The organism is Marinoscillum sp. HNIBRBA16962, from assembly GCF_057801515.1.
Genome location: NZ_CM173603.1, coordinates 5,688,472 through 5,709,378 on the forward strand (window position 1 = coordinate 5,688,472; position 20,907 = coordinate 5,709,378).

Genomic DNA, 20,907 nt, shown 5'->3' on the forward strand with positions numbered 1-20,907 from the left:
TTTTTTGTTTTTAGAGGTGAAATTGCTCATAGCTTAATACAAATATTCTGGGCCTCCGTAAAAAATCGCAGGGCCTCTGTTCCGCCCTCTCTACCAACACCGGAAGCCTTCATGCCGCCGAATGGCGTTCTAAGGTCCCTAAGCATCCAGCAGTTTACCCAAATGATCCCGGACTTTACCTGGTGAGCAACCCTGTGCGCCTTTTTTAGATCATTGGTCCAGATCACCGCAGCGAGTCCATATTTGGTGCTATTGGCTTTGCTTATAGCATCTGCCTCATCCGTAAATGGAACAAGTGTAACCACCGGCCCAAATACCTCCTCCTGGTTGATACTACAGGTCTCATCAAGTCCTGCTATCACTGTTGGCTCGAAGTAATACCCATTATTGATCGAAACAGATCTGCCTCCGCTAAGCAATTCGCCACCCTCTTTCTTTGCCTCTTCCACATAGCGAATGATCCTGTTTAGATGATCTTTCGAAACGATAGCTCCCAGGTCCACATTGGTTTGCGGATCACCCACCTTCATATCCTTTACTTTCCGCACAAAAGCTTCCTGAAACTCATCAAAGATCTGCTCCTGGATGAAGATCCTTGAGCCACATAAGCAGATCTCCCCCTGATTGGTAAATGCACTTTTTACGCTGGTTGAAACTGCCTCCTCCAGGTTGCAGTCATCAAAAACCAGTACGGGGTTCTTTCCACCCAGCTCCAGCGACACTTTTTTAAACTGAGCAGCGGCTGACTGACCAATTTTTCTCCCTGTCTCGGTGCCCCCGGTAAAAGAAACAGCCTTAATCTTCGGGTGGTCAACGAGCTGCTGCCCAATAGACGCCCCGTATCCGTGAAGGATGTTCAGGACACCACCCGGAAGACCGGCTTCACTGGCGAGCTCACCCAGCAGGTAAGCAGTATAGGGGGTAATTTCTGAAGGTTTGGCAATAACACAGTTGCCAGTTGCCAGGGCAGGGGCGATCTTCCAGGTCAGCAGGTAAAGGGGCAAATTCCAGGGAGAGATACAGCCCACCACTCCCAGCGGCGCTCTGCGGGTATAGTTAACTGCCTCACCTTCCATGATGTGAGCTTCAGAAGAATCATTCACAATAGCAGAAGCAAAAAAACGAAAATTAGCTGAGGCCCGAGGGATGTCCACCTTTTTAGCCAGATGTACCGGTTTTCCATTATCACGGCTCTCCGCGGCTGCCAGCCGGTCCAGATTGTCAGTGATGAGGTCTGCCAGTCTTGAAAGAACCTTAGAACGATAAGCAATAGGAGACCTGCTCCACCCAGGAAAAGCAGCACTCGCTGCTGCTACGGCTGCCTCGAGATCCTCCTTCCCTGAATCAGGTACCTGAGCAAAAACTTCCCCGGTAGCGGGGTTATATGAATCCAGGTATTTACCTGATGCTGGTTCGTGGAAATTTCCCCCGATATAATTTTTCAGATAGATCATAACGATCCGGTCCTTCCTCCGTCTACCGGTATGCTAACACCATTAATGTATGCAGCACGCTCAGAAGCCAAAAATGCCGCCAGATCACCAAGCTCCTTCGGCTCCCCGATACGCCTGGCAGGAATGGAGGCAATCATCCTGTTTCTTGCCTCTTGAGCCGTACCACCTGAGTTCTTCGCCTGAAGCTGAAATATGGCCTCAAGGCGATCCGTATTCACAGCTCCCGGCAAAATGTTATTGACCGTAATGCCAAAAGGCGCCACTTCGTTAGATAGCGTCTTTGCCCAGGAAGCCATTGCTCCACGGGTGGTGTTGCTTACCCCCAGCCCGGGTATCGGAATTTTCACACTGGTGCTGATTACATTGATAAACCGGCCAAAACCACGAGACTTCATGCCTGGCAATACGGCCTGCATGATCTGATGGCTGGTAAAAAGATGGAGCTTAATTGCTGCTTCAAAATCCATAATACCCGCTTCACTTACCAGCCCGGGAGGCGGGCCGCCTGCATTATTAACCACAATGTCTATCTTCATTTCCTGAAGTTCAGAACAAAGGCCGGCCACTTTGCCAGTATTAGCCAGATCCGTTTGCCTTGTCTTATGGTCTGTCCCCGGTAAACTATCCTTAAGCGCCTTTAGCTTCTGCTCATTTCGAGCCACGAGGATGGTTTTGACTCCCTCCTGAGCCAGTGAGGTAGCTATAGCTGCGCCTATACCCTGAGAGCTACCGCAAACCAGCGCTACACGATCTTTTAAATCAAAATCCATAGAATGTGTATAACTTATTTAAATACTTAAATTCAAGATTTCTGGTAAACTACAAAAAACCACTATAAAAGCTTATGGTTAAAACCAGAATGTAGTTATTTTGATTAAGTAGTAGGAAGTGAATGAACTGCAAACAAAACCCTAAATACGATGGCCATTAAAAGACCCTTTAACTTACAGAAATGGATAGATGACAACCGGGACTTGCTCAAGCCCCCGGTAGGCAACAAAAACTTATATGCAGATGCAGGGGACTATATTGTGATGATAGTAGGCGGTCCCAATGCACGTAAAGATTATCATTACAATGAAACAGAAGAGCTCTTCTACCAGCTGGAAGGGAATATCACCGTAAAAATACAGGAAGAGGGCAAAGCGGTTGATATACCGATCCGTTCCGGAGAAATGTTCCTGCTACCTGCAAAAGTACCTCACTCCCCGATCCGGTCTGAAGGCTCCGTAGGACTCGTGGTGGAGCGAAAAAGAGAACCTGACCATCAGGACGGGCTCATGTGGTTTTGCGACAACTGCAATCATAAGCTACACGACACCTATTTCCACCTTACCAATATCGAAAAGGACTTTCTGCCAAGGTTTCGGGAATTTTATGGTTCTGAGAAGCTCAGAACGTGCGCTAATTGCGGCCATGTAATGCCAACAGACCCTCGGTTTGTGGATTAGTTAATTGGTGGATTTAGTGATTAGTCTATTTGATCAAAGGTCAGTGGTCAGACAAAGTCAATGGCCAAAACCCAAAATAAACAACATGAAGTTCGAAAAGACCGCTTCTTTTGCAAAGGTTCAGGACAAAAAGGATTCTCTGAAAGGATTTAGAAGCAAATTCTATATCCCAAAAAGAAACGGGAAGGAGTGCATTTACTTTTGTGGAAATTCGCTGGGGCTTCAGCCTAAAAATGTGGTAAAGGAGCTAAACACGGAGCTCTTATCCTGGAAAAACAATGCTGTAGAGGGACATTTTTCAGGAAACAGACCCTGGGTAAATTACCACGAATACACAAAAAACTCCCTGGCAAGATTAGTAGGAGCCAAATCTTCAGAGGTAGTGAGTATGAATAGCCTCACCTCAAACCTTCACCTCCTTTTGGCTTCATTTTACCAGCCTGAGGGCAAACGCGTAAAGCTCATGATAGAAGGTGGGGCTTTCCCGTCTGATCATTATGCAGCGGAATCCCACATGAAACGAATGGGTATAGACCCGGAAAACCACCTTATCATACTCAAACCTCAATCAGGACATATTTTCTCTACTGAAGAAATTGTTGAGGCAATTCACTCGTATAAAGACGAACTTGCTCTAATCCTTTTCCCTGGCGTACAGTATTACACGGGTCAGTTCTTTGATATGAAAAAGCTGACAAATGCCGCACACGAGGCAGGTGCTTATGCGGGTTTTGACCTGGCCCATGCCATCGGCAACCTCCCGATGAATCTCCACGGGGATGAAGTAGATTTTGCCACCTGGTGCAGCTATAAGTACCTAAACTCAGGTCCGGGTGGTGTCTCCGGAATTTTTGTCCACCAAAAGCATGGTGACGATCCTGACTTCCCAAAGCTGACCGGCTGGTGGGGACATGATAGCAAATCACGGTTCAAAATGGATAACCAGTTCGTTCCCAACCCTGGTGCAGATGCATGGATGCTGAGTAATGTAAATGTGCTTTCCACTGCAGCGCACATTGCCTCATTAAAGATCTTTGATGAAACGGATATCAAAACCCTGCGTAAAAAAAGCATCGCATTAACAGGTTTTCTGGAGTTTCTAATTACCACTGACCCTATTTTGAATGAGAATATCAAAATCATCACCCCCTCCAATCCGCCAGAGCGGGGCTGCCAGCTCTCCATGTATGTAGAACGAAATGGCCGGGCTATTTTCGAAGGGCTCACTGAAAATGGAGTAATTCTGGACTGGAGGGAACCTAATGTTATCCGTGTAGCCCCCACACCTCTTTATAACACCTTTCAGGATATCTGGGATTTTTATACCATTTTAGGGAAGCAAAATCTGGACTGATGCCCAAAGAAAAGATCAACATATTAGGAGCAGGGCTGGTAGGTTCTCTGCTCTCAGTCTTGCTGGCAAAAAAAGGATTCAATGTTTCTGTATTTGAGAAGCGTGAGGATCCGCGTCGTGCTAAAACCTCAGAGGGCAGGTCCATAAATCTTGCGCTTAGTCATCGTGGGATCCGTGCTCTGCAAATGGCTGGTGCTTTTGAGCTCATTCGGGATCATTTGATTCCCATGAAAGGCAGAATGATGCATGACATCCATGGCAACCTTACGTTTCAACCCTACGGAAAAAGTGGCCAGCATATCCATTCTGTTTCCCGTTCCGGATTGAATAAGGTATTGATCGATTTAGCGGAAAAAACAGGTGCTTCTTTCTACTTTGACCATAAATGTGATGAAATAGACCTGGAAAGAACGGCAGCTTTTTTTCAACATAAAAAAGGCAGCTATTCAGAGAAATCAGATGTACTTATCGGGGCGGATGGTGCATACTCCATGCTTCGTCGTACTTTACAGAACCAGGATCGGTTCAATTTTCAGCAGCATTACATCGAACACGGGTACAAAGAGCTAATGATAGAACCGCTTAATGGAGATTTTGCCCTCGAGCCAAATTACCTCCACATCTGGCCCCGGGGCAACTTTATGCTTATTGCGCTTCCAAATCCTGACAAATCATTCACCTGCACGCTCTTTTTCCCTTTTGAAGGAGCTCCTTCCTTTGAAACGGTCAAAAAAGAAAACGAGATCTCCGCTTTTTTTGAAAGCTACTTTTCGGATGTGATCCCACTAATACCAAACCTCGCCTCCCAGTTTCTTACCAATCCCACCTCCTCACTTGTCACAGTCAAAACCTACCCGTGGAATCATAAAAACACATTACTCATCGGAGATGCAAGTCATGCTATAGTCCCATTTTATGGCCAGGGAATGAATGCAGGTTTTGAAGATTGCAGACTGTTTATGGAATGGGGAGAACATTTGAGCTTTGACTGGAAAAAGCTCCTCCCATATTTTTCCCAAAACAGAAAAAAGGATGCCGATGCAATCGCTGATCTCGCACTGAAAAACTTTGTGGAAATGCGGGATAAAGTAGCGGATGAGCATTTTCTTGCCATCAAAAAGATAGAAGCACGGCTCCAGGAAGCTTACCCTGAAGATTGGCTGCCTCTATACAGTATGGTCACATTTAGTGATATGCCGTACTCACAAGCTTTGGAGCTGGGTAACCTCCAGGCTGAGGTAATGAAAGAACTACCTTCAGATTTTGATCCTGAAGAGATCAGCCTTGAGCCGCTCATTAAAAAGTTTAATGATTTAAAGCGAGCCGCTCAGTAAGCATATCTATGGTTTTTTGCTCTTCCTCAGAGATACCATTAGCACTGTTGGCAAAAAGGTACATAGTTTCCATGACCAGCTCCTTATCCGTTTTACTGTCCTTGATGTGGTTCTTCAGAGCGTTAAGAAACTTCTTCTGCCACTTCTCGATATTGTCCAGCAAATAACGAAATTCCGTGCGGAATGATTGCTCCATCTTCTCACGGTCCTTATCTTTTAGTCCTTCGCCATACTCTATCACAAGTCCTTTGGCAAGCCGCTCCACACCTTCCCACTCTTCGGGGTCTAATGTGCCGTCTGACATGCAAACGATTAGTGATGGATAAAGATTTAGTATGTAGGTGAATTGATCTAAAGTCAGGTCACTGTTTCTGGCTTTTTTATACTCATCGTAGAGTTGGGCGGCTTGTGTCTTCATTAATTCCTCAGTCTGTATCATTAGGATTACTATAGTTAAAGATAATATAACGGTACTATAAATACGGGTTAACACACATTAGTAACCCATTTTATAAATATTCAAATATAATATAGAACTAATTTAAGCTGATTTTAGTATAACCAGAAAACCTTTTTCTTGGTTTATTTGCAAAACAATTTGACCCTGGCATGAAAGTAGGAATCGTAGGAGCTGGTATTGCAGGTCTGGCAAGTGCAGTAAGGTTAGCCACTAAAGGACATCATGTTGAGGTTTTTGAAGCCAATGATTATCCTGGCGGAAAACTCTCCGAAATAAAAGCAGGACCTTATCGATTTGATGCCGGGCCTTCGCTATTTACGCTTCCTTCCCTTGTAGATGAGCTTTTTCAGCTGGCCGGGGAAAAACCCTCAGACCATTTTTCCTACAAAAAACTGGAAACCAACTGCCACTATTTTTTTTCTGATGACACGTTTATAAAAGCGTATGCTGACAAACATCTGTTTGCCAAAGAATTGTCTGAAAAAACAAAAGACAGGAAAGACTCCATTCTGAAGGCCATCGAGCAAAGCGCTCACCTGTATGACAGCCTCAGTGACCTCTTTATGTTTAGCTCCCTGCAAGATCCGAAGACCTATTTTTCTAAAAAAGCCTTCAAAGCCTATGGTAATCTTCATCGGCTTGGTTTCACAAAAACAATGCACGGAGCAAACAAGACACTTTTTAAGGACCCAAAGACCATCCAGCTCTTCAACAGATACGCTACTTATAATGGCTCATCCCCTTATAAAACACCCGCCACCATGAATATCATCCCTCATCTGGAGATGTCCATTGGCGCTTTTTTCCCAAAAGGGGGAATGTACGCCATCACCACGGCAATTTTTGAACTTGCACAACGTAGCGGGGTTACGTTTCATTTCGGGTCATGTGTGGAGAAGCTTTTGATTGACAATAATAATCAGATTACAGGGCTTAAAGCAGACGGAATTAATCACACATTTGATCGTGTGGTCTCCAATATGGACATTGTCAATACCTATAAAAAGCTTTTACCGGAGGTCAAGGCGCCTGGCTTTCTCCTAAAACAGCCAAAATCCAGCTCAGCGTTAATCTTTTATTGGGGCATTAAAGGGAAATTTGACCAACTGGACCTCCACAATATTCTGTTTAGTGGAAACTATGAAAAGGAGTTTGACCACATCTTCAATCAGGGAACCATATACCACGACCCTACCGTGTACATCAACATTACCTCTAAATACCAACCTGAAGACGCTCCTGATTACGGCGAAAACTGGTTTACTATGATCAATGTGCCCAATAACCAGGGCCAGGACTGGGACTCTTTAATCAGTGATGCAAGAGCAAACATCCTGACAAAAGTCTCCGGAACGCTGGGGCAGGATATTTCAGAACTCATCGAAGTGGAGGAAGTGCTGGAACCAAGGACCATTGAATCAAAGACCAGCTCAGCTCTGGGAGCGCTTTACGGCAACAGCTCGAATAATCTTTTCGCGGCATTTCTACGTCATGCCAATGTAAGTAAAAGGATCAAAGGACTGTACTTCTGTGGCGGTAGCGTTCACCCCGGAGGAGGTATACCCATGAGTCTTTCTTCAGCCAAATTGGTAGCTACATACTTTTGTTAGCCTGTGGTTCTTCCGGGACAAGCGCAATGTAGTTTTCATAGATCGAAAAAATAGTGCTAACGTAAGTTACAGGCTCAATCCCTCGGCAATAGCCAAACTGAACAACCGGGTCGTTGAAATATTTTGAGCTGGACTTTTTCAAAAGATACTCCCTTACGTTATTTTCCCACACCTGGGGGTCTCCTCCATACTTCTCTGTGAGTCGGATGGCATCCATCACATGTCCGTGGCCTACATTATATGCAGCCAGCACAAACCTGACCCGCTCATCAGGATTTTCCACTACCCCGTCAAAATACTCGATAAGCCACTGTAAATGTTGTGTGCCTGCATGGATATTGGACACCGGGTCATCTAGGTCCTTTACATTATATTCCGCTCCCGTTACAGGCAGAAGTTGCATAAGCCCTATCGCACCAGCCCAGGATTCTGCTTCAGGGTCAAATTTTGACTCCTTATAGATCTGAGCAGCTAACAACCGCCAGTCCCAATCCAGCCTTTTGGCTGCTCCCCTGATCAGTTCATCATACGGCGACAGCTTGCCGCCTCCTAATGAATAATAGTCACTTTTGGTTCGCTTCAGGGACGCCTTTCTGCTCTTAAAGTATTTGTCATAGATCACATAATAGTCCGTCTGCTTTCGCATCTGCAGAATCCATTTATTCAGCTCTTCCAGCAACAGATTGGCATTCTTACGTACGCCCCAGGCAATCTGGGTTGGGAAACTAACGGCTGTCTTCACGTCCAGATTCGGATAATAGGTAGCATTAACCAGCGCAATGTCTTCTTCTGCTACAGTATAATCTATTTCGCCATCAGCCACCCGCCTGATAATTGCCTCCGTTTCGACCTCCGGATCAGCCTGAATAACGATAATATCCCCTCCAATCTCATCTGAAAGATTTTGCAGCCGACCAAAGTAGGATGAGTGATGTCTTACATAGACTTCTTTACCGATAAGTTCTACAGGATTTCTGATCAGCTCTGCCTCTATCTCATGGAGTTTCATTTCCCGCCAGTCTTTCGGCTTTCTCTGTACCAGCACCTGGCGCACGAGGTTATGGTAGTGCGTGAAGGCAATTCTTTTCTTACGCTCTTTTGTGACCGTGAGGTTATAAGCCAGGATATCGCCTTCCCCGGCATTCAGTTTTTTGAAGCTCTCTTCAAGACTGGCAGTTACATTAATTCTGAGTTCAAGGCCCTGCGATTTGGCAAACAATTGAAGCAGTTCATATTCATAACCCATTGTTTTCCCCTTATAGATGAAGAGCCCGGTGGAGCTATTATCCATTATAGCAGTGATGTAACCTCTCTTTTTGATTTTTTCGAGATCCAGCTCCACAACCTGCTCCGGAGGCTCCTCCTGTGGCTCACCAGACACATCGCTGCTACTCGACCGTTTGCATGAGGAAACAATGAGGGCAAAAACTACGATCAGTATAAACTGAAAAGGGGCAGTATTTCTAAGTGAAGTACTCAAAAGGGGTAATTGATCTTTGGAAAAGCTACTATCGGGAGGCCTTCTTTCCAAATATTTTTCGACGGACGAAACTTCCTAGTGTCATGTCAACGCTTGATTAACGGTGATGGTTTACAAAAAACACCACTATTCCTCCATTGAGGGAGGTGTAGGAGGGTGTTTTAATAAAAAATAGTTTTTTGTAAACCCGTCAATGTAGATGTGACATTGCACTAGAGCTCTACAGCTCTTGCATCGAGCAGTTTCACGGCAGTTTCGTAAATAGCCTCAGCATCATAGTAGCACTCTTTGTACAGCTCCTCCTGATCACCATGCTCAACTACCCGATCCGGGATGCCCAGCCTTATGACTTGTGCATTGTACTGATGATCAGCCATAAATTCAAGCACAGCAGACCCAAATCCACCCTGAAGACATCCATCTTCAACAGTCACCACACGATTAAAAGACCTGAAAACTTCATGTAGGATCTCTTCATCTATCGGTTTCACGAAACGCATATCATAATGCGCCACATTTACTCCTTCATTTTCGAGAAGCTCAGTAGCCTTCATGGCATGATTTCCTATATGGCCTATTGACAAAATAGCCAGATCCTCGCCATCTTTCACCTTCCTGCCTTTCCCGACTGTGACCTGTTGCAGTGGAGTCCGCCACTCAGGCATTACACCTTTACCTCTGGGATACCTTATTGAGAAAGGGCCATCTTTATATTCACTTGCGGTAAACATCAGGTTTCTTAGCTCCTGCTCATTCATAGGAGCAGATACGACCATATTGGGAATACATCGCATATAGGCTATATCATACGCTCCATGGTGTGTGGGCCCATCAGCTCCGGCTACACCCGCCCGGTCCAGACAGAAAATAACCGGCAGCTTCTGAATAGCCACATCATGGATCACCTGATCATAAGCCCGCTGCATAAAGGTGCTGTAGATATTGCAGAATGGAGTGAGTCCCTGAGTAGCCAGCCCGGCTGAAAAAGTGACCGCATGCTGCTCAGCAATACCCACATCGAAAGCTCTGTCCGGCATCTCCCGCATCATGATGTTCAGTGATGATCCGGAAGGCATAGCAGGTGTAACGCCAATGATCTTTTCATTCTTTTCAGCCAGCTCCACAATGGTTCTACCGAAAACTTCCTGATATTTGGGAGGCTGAGGTCTTTCAGGAATCGATTTACGGATCTCTCCGGTAATCTTATCAAACTTACCCGGAGCGTGCCATGTGGTCTGGTCCTCCTCGGCCTGTTTATACCCTTTCCCTTTCAGCGTAACACAATGCAGAATTTTCGGGCCGGGGATTTTTTTCAGATCATTTAATACATGCACCAGGTGATTCACATCATGCCCGTCTACCGGACCAAAATACCGAAGGTTAAATGATTCAAACAGATTGGACTGATTCAGAAGCAGGGATTTAATGCTGTTTTCGATTTTCCCCACAATTTCCCGGGCATCCGGACCAAACTTACTGATCTTGCCCAGTATTTTCCAGACGTCATCGCGAAGCTTATTATAGGCTCCGGAAGTGGTAATGTCAGTCAAATATTCCTTAAGTGCACCCACATTCGGGTCGATGGACATGCAGTTATCATTGAGAATGATCAGGAGGTTTTTACTGGAATCCCCGGCATGGTTCATCGCCTCAAACGCCATACCACCTGTCATGGCCCCGTCACCAATCACTGCTATGTGGTGCCTATCCGTTTCTTTCTTATAATCTGAGGCAAATGCCATCCCCAGTGCTGCCGATATAGAAGTAGAAGAATGACCCACACCAAAGGTGTCATATTCACTTTCGGATCTTTTTGGGAAACCGGAAAGACCTTTATACAGTCTGTTTGTATGAAACTGTTCTCTACGACCGGTTAATATCTTGTGCCCGTAAGCCTGGTGTCCTACATCCCATACCAGCTGATCTTTAGGCGTATTAAAAACGTAGTGCAGAGCTACGGTAAGCTCTACCACACCAAGGCTGGCACCAAAATGACCACCGTATATAGAGACATGGTCAATGATGTATTCGCGCAGTTCTTCACAGATCTGAACAAGCCTCGTTTGATCAAACTGCTTGAGGTCATCCGGGGTATTGATCTGTGCGAGAAGTTCACCTGGTTTAATCTTCATACTGGATACTTTGGGATGTTGGAAGAACGAGCAGACGTACTAATTGTTTAAAGGTTGGTATTTGTTATAAAATTTCCCATTTGCAAAGCTAAGATTTTTTAACATTTACATATATACAACTTTCGTTGTAGTTTTGAGTTACCGTGAGCGAAAAAACCACCGATACATTTGAAATCAAGCTCCCTTTGTTTGAGGGACCCTTTGACCTGCTCCTGTTTTTCATAGAAAGAGATGAGTTGGACATCTATGATATTCCTATTTCCAAGGTAACAGCAGACTTTCTGGACTACCTTCACCGCCTCGAGGAAATGAACGTAGAGGTAGCCAGCGAATTTATCCTGGTAGCGGCCACACTCATGCGCATCAAGTCCAAAATGCTTCTCCCCAGACCTGTGCTGGATGAGGAAGGTAACGAGATTGACCCGCGAGAAGAGTTGATAAAACACCTCCTGGAGTACAAAAAGTATAAGTCTGTCATTGCCGAGCTCACTAAAATGGAATCTGACAGGCTGGATCGTGAGAGGCGTGGTAACCTGATGACCGAGATCCGTAAGTTGTCACAATCCATCGATGTGGAAGCCGAGCTTCAGGACCTGGATCTTTATAAACTCATGAAAGTCTATCAGAAGGTACTGAAACGATATGAGTTTGAAAAGAACAAACCTACCCACGAGGTGGTCCAGTATCCGTACACGATCTCCAACCAAAAGATCTACTTGCTGGAAAGGCTGAAGAAAAGCGAAAACCGCCGGATCTCCTTTGCCAGAATGGTAGAAGAGAAACCAGAAAAAATCCTCGTAATCTTTAATTTTCTGGCCATTCTGGAGCTACTCCAACTCGGTGTGATCACCCTGCATATAGGTGAAGGGTTTAATAACTTTTGGGTAGAGCAGATAGAAGAGCCTGAAAACCTTTCGTCGGAAGTGGCAGAGTAAAGTAAAAAGATAATGCCTGCGAGACACAGGCATTTAAAACATCAATATTTTTCCAGGTTGGAGAAGAAAAATGCCCCCTCTATCTGAGCATTTTCGTCTGAATCCGAACCATGGATTGCATTTGCTTCGATTGACGTGGCAAAAAGCTTTCTGATGGTGCCTTCAGCTGCTTCAGCAGGATTAGTGGCACCTATAAGCTTTCTGAAGTCCTCTACCGCATTTTCCTTTTCCAAAATTATTGCGATGATGGGGCCGGAAGACATGTATGTTACCAGGTCTTTGTAAAATGGTCGTTCTTTATGCACCGCGTAGAAGTCACCAGCCTTCTCTCCGGTGAGTCTTGTGAGCTTCATTGCTTTTATACTAAAACCAGCTTCTTCAATCATTTTGATGATCGCGCCACTATGTCCGGCTCCAAAAGCATCCGGTTTGATCATCGTGAAGGTCTTTGTTCCTGCCATTTTTGCTTAATTGTTTTTTGAGTTTTATAAAACGGCTGCAAAAATAACACAATATCCGGTAGAAGGCCCACTTACTCCCATTTTGTATTTACTTGATTTATTGTGAGTTTTGCGGTTCACTTACCAGCCAAAAGTGAGGCAGAATACTTAATGAAGGAACTAAGCGCTTTTAAAGCATTCATATCAAGTCCCAGGAAAATTGTAATCACTACTCATGCAAACCCTGATGCCGATGCGCTAGGTTCGTCTTTGGGGTTGTACCACTTCCTGAATAGAAGAGGCCACGATGTAAAGGTGATCACTCCTACAGACTACCCGGAGTTTTTGCATTGGATGGACGGGAATGATGAGGTTATCGTCTACGATGACAGCAAGGCAGAAGCAATCAGGAAAGACATTAATCAGGCTGACCTGATCTGCTGCCTGGATTTTTCAGATCTGAAAAGGATCAAAAAGCTCGGTGAACTGGTACAAGGGACAGATGCCAAAAAGTTATTGGTGGACCATCACCTGAATCCGGATCGTTTTGCGGACTATGAGCTATGGGATAACACTGCCGCTGCTACTGCAGAGCTTATTTACGACCTGATCATTCTTCTGGATGGTAAAGATGAAATCACCCTGTCTATAGCTGAATGCCTGTATGCAGGCATCATGACTGACACAGGGTCTTTTAAACACAACTCTACCTCTGCAAAAATTCACCGGATAGTGGCCGAGCTAATGGATATAGGTGTCAACGTAAACAAGATCAGCAGACTTATATACGACACCAACACCCAGAACAGGCTTCGATTTATAGGGTATGCCCTTATGGAAAAGCTGGTAGTGGTAGAGGACCAGCGAGTAGCCTATTTTGTGATTACTGCAGAAGAGCATGAGCGTTTTCACCTCAAGTCCGGTGATACGGAAGGACTCGTCAATTATGCCCTTTCTATCAAGGGCATAAATGTAGCTGCAATCATTATGGAGCGGGATAAAGAAGTAAAACTATCTTTCCGGTCTGTAGGTAATTTTGCGGTAAATGATTTTGCCGCTGAATACTTTAATGGAGGAGGGCACCGCAATGCTGCCGGAGGAATCTCTGATGTAGGCATTGAAAAAACTGAAGAAAAATTTAAATCATTGATACCTCTGTTTTTGGAGCAGTATCATCTTAAGAACACAAAAAAAGTAAAACAATGAGATTTATCTGGTTAATAGTAGCAGCTGTTTTGGTTGCATCCTGTGCAGAAAATAATGATTTCGTAACCGAATCCGGTGTGGAAGTATCCTGCGTGGTAAAAGGCGATGGAGCAGCCTTGATAAAAGACTCCATAGCAGTAATATACCTGAAGTTGGTAACCGGCAAGGATGATAAAGTGCTTATGGAATCCACTGCAGAGCGGCCATTGGCATTAGCTTATGACCCTTCCATGGAAGCCGGCCATATCCAGGAAGTGCTTAACAAACTGGAGGTAGGTGACAGTGTGGTATTTGAAACCACTGTCAAAAACCTTTTCCAGGAAACCTGGAAGACACAGGCCCCTCCGGAGTTGAATGATGAAGACATTGTGACTGTAAGCATGCGACTCGCCAAACAAATGAGTGAAGCTGCTCATGCTAAATATTCCCAAAAACTTCAGACTGAGGCACGTGCTAGAGAGACGGCTAAACTGGCAGAAAAAAAAGAAACGGACGTTGCTGAAATAGATGCATATCTGGATTCGTTGAACGTAAGTGCTGAAACTGCGGAATCAGGGCTACGTTACATCATCACAGAAGAGGGATCAGGACCTGCTGCAGAGGCTGGTGATAAAGTTACTGTACACTACGATGGACGACTTTTGAGTGGGGAGCCATTCGATAGCTCGATAAAACGTGGTGAGCCCTTCACTTTTCAAATCGGACAGGGCCGGGTAATCCCGGGCTGGGATGAAGGTATCCCATATATTAAAGAAGGAGGAAAAGGAACTTTATACATTCCAAGTCCGTTGGCTTATGGCGCTCGTTCCCCCAGTCCGGCTATTCCAGCTTACAGCATTTTGGTTTTTGATGTTGAAGTATTAAAAGTGGAGAAACAATAAATGAGTTTAAAGTCTTTAATCCTGCTTTCACTGACAGGAGCCATGATAATATTCGTGGCCTGCAAAGAGGACAATCTGGTTACTACGGTAGACCCTGATGTTCAACGAGAAATTGACCTGGAAATCATCAATGATTACATTGCTGAGCAGGGTTATGATTTTAAACCGGGTGATACCACGGCCTCAGGAGTGCGGTTTGTCATTTTGGAAGAAGGCGCCGGAGCCCCGATCGAGTATGGCGATATTGTAGACCTGCACTATGTGGGCAGGTTTACAGATCGTGAGCTTTTCGATACCAGTATTGATACGGTAGATATCAACAATGATTCATTCGATTCATTAAAGACGTATCGTCCCCAGCGAATAACTCATACAGAAACGGGATGGGCCATCAGAGGAAAATACCTCAATGGCTATGTGGATGGAGTAACAGCTGTTCTTGAACGAGTGAATGTTGGCGGTAAGGCCGAGATCATCATCCCTTCAGGGTTGGCCTACGGGACGAGTGTTTCAACCGTATCCCCATTCAGAAACAAAGTGCTTGTGTTTGAACTGTACCCGGTCTATAAGCGGTAAGATGAAACTCTATTTTGCTACACACAACCAAAACAAGCTAGCTGAAATAAAAAAACTCCTTCCTGTAGACATTGAGCTTTTAGGACTTGATGACCTGGGTCTTCATGAAGACATCCCCGAAACTGCCGGAACCATTGAGGGAAACTCATTGATGAAAACTCAATATGTGCACGAAAAGCATGGTGTAGCATGCTTCGGGGATGATACGGGGCTTGAAGTGGAAGCCCTCGACGGAGCCCCCGGAGTACACTCCGCCAGGTATGCCGGAGGTCAGAAAGATCCTGAAGCAAACATGGAGCTCCTGTTGCAAAACCTAAATGGTCATCAAAACAGAAGCGCTCGCTTTAAAACGGTCATCACCTACATTGACGAGTCAGGCAAAACCAAACAATTTACAGGGGCTGTTGAGGGTGAGATTACGCTTACCAGGGCAGGACAAAAAGGTTTTGGGTACGACCCAGTATTCAAGCCTGCAGGGTATGAAAAGACTTTTGCAGAAATGTCTGCTGAAGAAAAAAACAAAATTTCACACCGAAGCAGGGCTTTCCAACAATTAATTGCCTTTTTAAAAGCATAGATAATCACAAATGGCCAAGTCACCTTTAGTGATCGGAATATCAGGAGGAAGCGGATCCGGCAAGACCCTCTTCCTGAGGCAGCTTATGGATACTTTTAAGCCTGAAGAAGCCAGCCTTTTATCCCTGGATAATTACTACAAGCCGAGAAGCCAGCAGCCTAAAGATGTAAAGGGGGTTGAAAACTTTGACCTCCCTGAGTCACTTGACAGGACAAGATTTTTCGAAGACCTCCAAAAATTAAAAAGCGGCCAGGACATCTCCATCAGGGAGTATACCTTTAACAACGACAACAAAACACCGGAGATCCTTCATATCAGGTCTGCTCCCATCGTAGTAGTAGAAGGGATTTTCACTTTCTACTATAAGGAAGTAGATGAACTGCTGGATTTCAAGATTTTCATCGAAGCACCTGACTACCTCATGCTTACCCGCAGGATCACCAGAGATGCCGAGGAGCGGGGATATGACCTGAGCGATGTGCTGTATCGTTTTCAGCACCATGTTACTCCTTCGTTCAAAAAATACATTGAGCCGCTTAAATTTGATGCAGACATCATCGTACCAAATCACAATGGGTTTTCTGTAGCGCTGGACGTAGTGGCGGCTTACCTGAAAAACCACGTAACCTCCTGACTAATAATTTGTCTTAAGCCCTTTTCAATTAGCGGTATTTAAGTACTTTTGTTTCCGCTTTGAAAAAGGGTAAACAAGACATACCAAAAATCCTATTAAGAGGAACACTTCTCACCGGAGTGTTGGTGGCATTTATTGCTATGTCCACTAGCTCTGTTCAGCTTTCTGGCTATGTATGTCAGCATGATGACGTAGAGCAGCAAAGCACAGATAATGAGCCGTCTGAGGACCGGGAAGCAATAAAAGCATTTGAAGCGATCCCCGGGTCAGCGCAAGTTAGTCTGGAGCATGAGTTTTTGCTCATTGATATTTTACCGGACCTGGAAGAAGAAGATGAGGAATTCAGCTCTTACGACCACCAGGAGTCTGCCGGTAGTAAGATCCTGAGAATCCTTTTCCGGCGTATCATTTCCCCTAATGCTCCCTAGAGCTGATTTTTAGTGCCTGACTACCCGGCACTATTTCGATTTTCCCAGCATCCTTTACCTAAGGATCTTCCATTGATTTAATTATTTAAAAAACTTACAATAATCATGAAAAACAAAGGATTTGTTATTCTATTAACAATCGTCATCTCCTTGCTTTGTGTGTACTATTTGTCGTTCACATTTGTGGCGCAAAACATTCAGAAGGAAGCAACCGAAGCAGCAAGGATAGCGGACGGTACCGTAAACTTTGCCAAAAAGCAAAGATACCTGGACTCTGTATGGAATGAGCCCGTTTACAACTTACTGGGACTTGAATATACATACCAGGACGTAAAGGAAACCGAACTCAACCTTGGTCTTGACCTTCAGGGTGGTATGAGTGTCACACTGGAAGTATCTCCGGTAGACATCCTGAAAGGCCTTAGTGGTAACAATCAGGACGAGGACTTCTTAAACGCCCTGCAACAGGCTAAAGAAAATATCAGAGGAACACAGATAGACTATGTAGATGAATTTTATCGTGTATTTAAAGAAAATGCCCCGGATAAAAGTCTGGCATACATTTTTTCCAACGCCTCTAACAGAGGTCGTATCAGCTTAAACACTAGTGATGAAGATATTTTGGATATCATCCGTCTTGAAGTAGAGAGCGCAATTGACCGATCTTTCCAGATCCTCAGAACACGTATAGACCGGTTTGGAACCTCACAACCAAACATTCAGCGTCTACCGGGTACCGGCCGCATCCAGATAGAGCTTCCGGGTGTAGACAACCCTGAGCGTGTAAGAAAACTCCTGCAAGGTGTTGCAAAGCTCGAGTTCTGGGAGGTATACAATGTTAATGAAATAGCACCTGTTTTACAGCGGATCAATGACCTGCTGGTAAAAGAACAACAAGCAGCGAAAAAGGATGTCTCTGACCTGTCTGCTGATTCCGATGACTCAGCAGAAGAAGACCTATCCAGCTTACTGGCAGAGGATGATGAGGCATCAGAAGAAACAGACACTACAGCTCTTGCAGAAAGCGATACTGCTGAAAGTGAATTGGATTCGGCACTGAACAGCCAGGTTTCCCCACTGTTCTCTTTGATCAAGTCTCAGTACGGGCTGATCTATGATGTGAAAGACACTTCACAGATCAACCGCATTTTACAGCGAGATGACGTTCAGTCTATTTTAAAATCATCATCGCTAAACGTAAAATTTCTCTGGGAAGTAAAACCCATCAAAAATGAATCGCCAACTGCTCCTCAGCTGATCGAGCTGCACCCGATCAAGAATACGAGAACGGGGAAAGCTCCATTGAGTGGTGAGGTTATCACGGATGCACGGCAGGATCTGGACCAGCGCTCCAGGCCATCTATTGCCATGCAGATGAATGCTGCCGGTGCTAAAACATGGAGCCGACTGACGGCTTCTAACATCGGTAGGCGAATAGCTATCGTACTGGATGACTATGTATACTCCGCGCCTAATGTAGAGGGTGAAATCCCCAATGGGAACTCATCCATCACAGGAAACTTCACTATGGAGGAAGCGCAAGACCTTGCCAATATCCTGAAGGCCGGAGCATTACCGGCACCAACCACCATCGTAGAGGATGTTGTCATAGGACCTACCCTTGGTAAGGTAGCAAGGGAGCAGGGTATTCTTTCTATTGTAGCAGGTCTCGTGATCGTGATCCTGTTTATGGTGGCTTATTACGCCAAAGGAGGAATGATTGCTAATGTAGCCCTGTTCTTCAACATTTTCTTCATTCTGGGGATCCTGGCTCAATTAAGTGCAGCGTTGACACTACCTGGCTGTGCGGGTATCGTTTTGACGATTGGTATGTCCATAGACGCCAACGTGCTGATCTTTGAACGGATCAAAGAAGAACTCAGAAATGGAGCCGGCATTAAAGCCGCCATTGGTAGTGGGTACTCAAAGGCTTACAGCTCGATCATTGATGCCAATGTGACCACCTTCATCACGGGTATGATCTTGTATATCCTTGGTCAGGGCCCTGTTAAAGGTTTTGCGATCACTTTAATGATCGGTATCGCCTGCTCATTCTTTAGTGCGGTATTTATCACACGGGTAATCGTTGAAGCTTTTTCAAGAAAAGGTGATAAAAGCAAGATCTCCTTTGCTAATGCATTTTCTAAAAACGCCCTTCAAAGCCTGAACCTGGACTTCCTGAGCAAGCGTAAAATGGCTTACATTTTTAGCAGCCTGTTCATCATTTTTGGAATAGTGGCCATGGGAATAAAAGGTCTGACACTAGGAGTGGACTTTTCAGGAGGTCGATCTTATGTAGTGTCTTTTAATGAGCCTATAGCGCCTTCAGAGTTGAAATCAAATCTGTTGCCCTATTTTGACAAGAAAGGCACTGAGGTAAAAACCTATGGAGCTAACAACATACTGAAAGTCACTACCAGCTATCTCATTGAGGATGAGTCTGATGCAGCTGATGTAAAAGTAAAGGACGCACTGGTAGAGGGCATTGAAAGCATGGGGCTTACGCTGACTGCCGATAACGGCACAACTGGTGAGAATAATTTTATCATAGCGAGTTCGTCCAAGGTAGGGGCTACTATCGCTGATGACATCAAGAACTCATCTTATGAATCAGCCATCTTTGCCCTGATCTGTATTTTCATATACATTCTGATACGATTCAGAAAATGGCAGTTTGGGCTTGGTGCTATTGTAGCCTTATTCCATGATACGCTATTTGTATTATCTGCATTTGCTATTGCAGGATTGTTTGGTATGGCATTCGAAGTAGATCAGGTTTTTGTAGCCGCTATTCTTACCATTATAGGTTACTCCATAAATGATACTGTGGTGGTCTTTGACCGGATACGGGAGAATCTGGGTATCAAAACCGGAACTGAGATGAAAAAAGTGTTTAATGAGTCCCTGAACAACACGATAAGCCGAACGCTTATCACCTCTATGACAACCTTGATTGTGGTAATCGTTCTTTTCATTTTCGGAGGAGCTGCTCTAAAAGGGTTCTCTTTTGCTTTGTTGGTAGGAATTTTGGTGGGTACTTACTCATCCATATTCATTGCCACTCCTGTGGTAATAGATCTAAATAAAAAAGAAAAACCAAAAGCTGTTAATGCTTAAGAACAAGCCATTATAAAATGTTTCAAAGAACCCCGGGCAAACCCCGGGGTTTTTTTATTGATTTTCTCCCAATAAAAATCACTAAATTTAGAGAAACATTAGGTTTATGGAATCAGGAAACTCCGCCAAGTGGTTATCTTACGTTTTTCTTTTAACCACGTTTTTTATTATTCTGTTTGTTTTGGATCGTTTCTTTGGTCTTCACTATCAGCCTCAGGAGCATCGCCTAAACAAGAAAAAAGCCCCATCTGAAGTACAGACCAGCGGTGGCCATAGCTCGAGTGTCCTGCCGGTTGAAGATACCCATAATACTCCGGAAGATTCAAACAAAGAGAAGCTTCCGGGTGATACTGCCTCAGCCCGTCCTTCCGATAAACAAATGGCTGAAAATGATGCAGAGTCCTCTGAACCCGCCAGCGAGTATTTTGAGAACTTAAAAAAAAAATACTTAGCTGATATAGCTACTTCCATAGCGCCAAACAAGGTCCGGACAGACATAATCATTCGGTACTACCATCACCAACCTGATGGGAACAGTGCTTACGCGCTTCAAAAACTCCGATATTACATCCATGAACGTCCGGTAGATCCGGTCTATGATGACTACCAGTCAAATGCCATATTTTATGGAGATAGTGTAAAAAACGAAGATATCCAGCTGGTTGCCTATACGCTACTCACAGAAGGTCTGCCTATCAAAACGATCAAGCCCTCCCAGTTTCATGACACCTGGAAATCAAACTCCATCGAAATAGGTACTGACACCAGCCTTGTAGACCTGCCTACGTTGTCTTTCGAGCAAGTGAAAAACTTCTCGCGCTGATTACTTCGTTTTTAC

19 protein-coding genes are annotated in these 20,907 nt (G+C 44.7%); 13 read left to right on the forward strand and 6 right to left on the reverse strand.

From position 1 onward, the window contains the following. Positions 1-26: 26 nt before the first annotated feature. Both AC3E9V_RS23565 and AC3E9V_RS23570 read right to left on the reverse strand, forming a co-directional pair. On the reverse strand, positions 27-1,454 hold the full coding sequence (locus AC3E9V_RS23565; RefSeq protein ID WP_488750626.1) for an aldehyde dehydrogenase: 1,428 nt from the start codon (positions 1,452-1,454) through the stop codon (positions 27-29). Next, positions 1,451-2,224 (reverse strand): SDR family oxidoreductase, encoded by a 774-nt coding sequence (locus tag AC3E9V_RS23570; RefSeq protein WP_488750627.1) that lies wholly within the window; start codon positions 2,222-2,224, stop codon positions 1,451-1,453. The genes AC3E9V_RS23565 and AC3E9V_RS23570 overlap by 4 nt, the downstream gene beginning before the upstream one ends. A gap of 150 nt (positions 2,225-2,374) precedes the next feature. Between AC3E9V_RS23570 and AC3E9V_RS23575 the strand changes: the two genes are divergently transcribed. The 3 genes from AC3E9V_RS23575 (at position 2,375) to AC3E9V_RS23585 (ending at position 5,593) form a co-directional block, all read left to right on the forward strand. After that, entirely contained in the window at positions 2,375-2,905 is a 531-nt protein-coding gene (locus tag AC3E9V_RS23575; RefSeq protein WP_488750628.1) for a 3-hydroxyanthranilate 3,4-dioxygenase, read from the forward strand. Between the two features lie 85 nt (positions 2,906-2,990). Beyond that, positions 2,991-4,259 carry a kynureninase gene (gene kynU, locus AC3E9V_RS23580; RefSeq protein ID WP_488750629.1) on the forward strand — a complete coding sequence of 423 codons (1,269 nt, stop codon included), beginning with the start codon at positions 2,991-2,993 and terminating at the stop codon, positions 4,257-4,259. After that, positions 4,259-5,593 carry an FAD-dependent oxidoreductase gene (locus tag AC3E9V_RS23585; protein ID WP_488750630.1) on the forward strand — a complete coding sequence of 445 codons (1,335 nt, stop codon included), beginning with the start codon at positions 4,259-4,261 and terminating at the stop codon, positions 5,591-5,593. The genes kynU and AC3E9V_RS23585 overlap by 1 nt, the downstream gene beginning before the upstream one ends. Here the strand turns inward: AC3E9V_RS23585 and AC3E9V_RS23590 are convergent. Next, positions 5,565-6,011 (reverse strand): hypothetical protein, encoded by a 447-nt coding sequence (locus AC3E9V_RS23590; protein ID WP_488750631.1) that lies wholly within the window; start codon positions 6,009-6,011, stop codon positions 5,565-5,567. The two genes, AC3E9V_RS23585 and AC3E9V_RS23590, sit on opposite strands and share 29 nt — an antisense overlap. A gap of 191 nt (positions 6,012-6,202) precedes the next feature. Between AC3E9V_RS23590 and crtD the strand changes: the two genes are divergently transcribed. Continuing rightward, positions 6,203-7,663 carry a 1-hydroxycarotenoid 3,4-desaturase CrtD gene (gene crtD, locus AC3E9V_RS23595; protein ID WP_488750632.1) on the forward strand — a complete coding sequence of 487 codons (1,461 nt, stop codon included), beginning with the start codon at positions 6,203-6,205 and terminating at the stop codon, positions 7,661-7,663. Here the strand turns inward: crtD and AC3E9V_RS23600 are convergent. Next, positions 7,647-9,143 (reverse strand): MltF family protein, encoded by a 1,497-nt coding sequence (locus tag AC3E9V_RS23600; protein WP_488750633.1) that lies wholly within the window; start codon positions 9,141-9,143, stop codon positions 7,647-7,649. The genes crtD and AC3E9V_RS23600 overlap by 17 nt on opposite strands. 212 nt (positions 9,144-9,355) lie before the next feature. Next, positions 9,356-11,275 carry a 1-deoxy-D-xylulose-5-phosphate synthase gene (dxs, locus tag AC3E9V_RS23605; protein WP_488750634.1) on the reverse strand — a complete coding sequence of 640 codons (1,920 nt, stop codon included), beginning with the start codon at positions 11,273-11,275 and terminating at the stop codon, positions 9,356-9,358. A 143-nt stretch (positions 11,276-11,418) separates the two neighbouring features. On the opposite strand from dxs, the gene AC3E9V_RS23610 reads away from it, so the two are divergent. Further along, positions 11,419-12,210: a segregation and condensation protein A gene (locus tag AC3E9V_RS23610; protein ID WP_488750635.1), complete on the forward strand. Its 792-nt coding sequence runs from the start codon at positions 11,419-11,421 to the stop codon at positions 12,208-12,210. 41 nt (positions 12,211-12,251) lie between these two features. Here AC3E9V_RS23610 and AC3E9V_RS23615 read toward each other — a convergent pair whose 3' ends face one another. Continuing rightward, positions 12,252-12,671: a nucleoside-diphosphate kinase gene (locus AC3E9V_RS23615; RefSeq protein WP_488750636.1), complete on the reverse strand. Its 420-nt coding sequence runs from the start codon at positions 12,669-12,671 to the stop codon at positions 12,252-12,254. 150 nt (positions 12,672-12,821) lie between these two features. Here AC3E9V_RS23615 and AC3E9V_RS23620 point away from each other — a divergent pair, with 150 nt between their 5' ends. The 8 genes from AC3E9V_RS23620 to AC3E9V_RS23655 all read left to right on the forward strand — a co-directional run bounded on the left by AC3E9V_RS23620 (position 12,822) and on the right by AC3E9V_RS23655 (position 20,892). Continuing rightward, on the forward strand, positions 12,822-13,856 hold the full coding sequence (locus AC3E9V_RS23620; RefSeq protein ID WP_488750637.1) for a DHH family phosphoesterase: 1,035 nt from the start codon (positions 12,822-12,824) through the stop codon (positions 13,854-13,856). After that, entirely contained in the window at positions 13,853-14,737 is an 885-nt protein-coding gene (locus AC3E9V_RS23625; protein ID WP_488750638.1) for an FKBP-type peptidyl-prolyl cis-trans isomerase, read from the forward strand. Before AC3E9V_RS23620 ends, AC3E9V_RS23625 begins: the two co-directional genes overlap by 4 nt. Beyond that, entirely contained in the window at positions 14,738-15,313 is a 576-nt protein-coding gene (locus AC3E9V_RS23630) for an FKBP-type peptidyl-prolyl cis-trans isomerase (RefSeq protein WP_488750639.1), read from the forward strand. Between the two features lies 1 nt (position 15,314). Beyond that, positions 15,315-15,890, forward strand: coding sequence for a non-canonical purine NTP diphosphatase (locus tag AC3E9V_RS23635; RefSeq protein ID WP_488750640.1), 576 nt, complete (start codon positions 15,315-15,317; stop codon positions 15,888-15,890). Positions 15,891-15,900: 10 nt separating this feature from the next. Next, on the forward strand, positions 15,901-16,524 hold the full coding sequence (gene udk / locus AC3E9V_RS23640; RefSeq protein WP_488750641.1) for a uridine kinase: 624 nt from the start codon (positions 15,901-15,903) through the stop codon (positions 16,522-16,524). A 59-nt stretch (positions 16,525-16,583) separates the two neighbouring features. Continuing rightward, on the forward strand, positions 16,584-16,952 hold the full coding sequence (locus AC3E9V_RS23645) for a hypothetical protein (RefSeq protein WP_488750642.1): 369 nt from the start codon (positions 16,584-16,586) through the stop codon (positions 16,950-16,952). A 105-nt stretch (positions 16,953-17,057) separates the two neighbouring features. After that, complete coding sequence (gene secDF, locus AC3E9V_RS23650) at positions 17,058-20,069, forward strand: protein translocase subunit SecDF (protein WP_488750643.1); 3,012 nt, start codon at positions 17,058-17,060, stop codon at positions 20,067-20,069. 106 nt (positions 20,070-20,175) lie between these two features. Next, on the forward strand, positions 20,176-20,892 hold the full coding sequence (locus AC3E9V_RS23655; RefSeq protein ID WP_488750644.1) for a hypothetical protein: 717 nt from the start codon (positions 20,176-20,178) through the stop codon (positions 20,890-20,892). The last annotated feature ends 15 nt before the right edge of the window (positions 20,893-20,907 follow it).

Bases quoted from the DNA above. Each gene is read 5' to 3' on its own strand.
- AC3E9V_RS23585 (WP_488750630.1), top strand. From the start codon at position 4,259: ATGCCCAAAGAAAAGATCAACATATTAGGAGCAGGGCTGGTAGGTTCT.
- secDF (WP_488750643.1), top strand. From the start codon at position 17,058: ATGAAAAACAAAGGATTTGTTATTCTATTAACAATCGTCATCTCCTTG.
- AC3E9V_RS23590 (WP_488750631.1), bottom strand. From the start codon at position 6,011: ATGAAGACACAAGCCGCCCAACTCTACGATGAGTATAAAAAAGCCAGA.
- dxs (WP_488750634.1), bottom strand. From the start codon at position 11,275: ATGAAGATTAAACCAGGTGAACTTCTCGCACAGATCAATACCCCGGAT.
- AC3E9V_RS23655 (WP_488750644.1), top strand. From the start codon at position 20,176: ATGGAATCAGGAAACTCCGCCAAGTGGTTATCTTACGTTTTTCTTTTA.
- AC3E9V_RS23570 (WP_488750627.1), bottom strand. From the start codon at position 2,224: ATGGATTTTGATTTAAAAGATCGTGTAGCGCTGGTTTGCGGTAGCTCT.
- AC3E9V_RS23565 (WP_488750626.1), bottom strand. From the start codon at position 1,454: ATGATCTATCTGAAAAATTATATCGGGGGAAATTTCCACGAACCAGCA.
- AC3E9V_RS23615 (WP_488750636.1), bottom strand. From the start codon at position 12,671: ATGGCAGGAACAAAGACCTTCACGATGATCAAACCGGATGCTTTTGGA.
- crtD (WP_488750632.1), top strand. From the start codon at position 6,203: ATGAAAGTAGGAATCGTAGGAGCTGGTATTGCAGGTCTGGCAAGTGCA.
- AC3E9V_RS23620 (WP_488750637.1), top strand. From the start codon at position 12,822: ATGAAGGAACTAAGCGCTTTTAAAGCATTCATATCAAGTCCCAGGAAA.
- AC3E9V_RS23630 (WP_488750639.1), top strand. From the start codon at position 14,738: ATGAGTTTAAAGTCTTTAATCCTGCTTTCACTGACAGGAGCCATGATA.
- AC3E9V_RS23625 (WP_488750638.1), top strand. From the start codon at position 13,853: ATGAGATTTATCTGGTTAATAGTAGCAGCTGTTTTGGTTGCATCCTGT.
- kynU (WP_488750629.1), top strand. From the start codon at position 2,991: ATGAAGTTCGAAAAGACCGCTTCTTTTGCAAAGGTTCAGGACAAAAAG.
- AC3E9V_RS23635 (WP_488750640.1), top strand. From the start codon at position 15,315: ATGAAACTCTATTTTGCTACACACAACCAAAACAAGCTAGCTGAAATA.
- udk (WP_488750641.1), top strand. From the start codon at position 15,901: ATGGCCAAGTCACCTTTAGTGATCGGAATATCAGGAGGAAGCGGATCC.
- AC3E9V_RS23575 (WP_488750628.1), top strand. From the start codon at position 2,375: ATGGCCATTAAAAGACCCTTTAACTTACAGAAATGGATAGATGACAAC.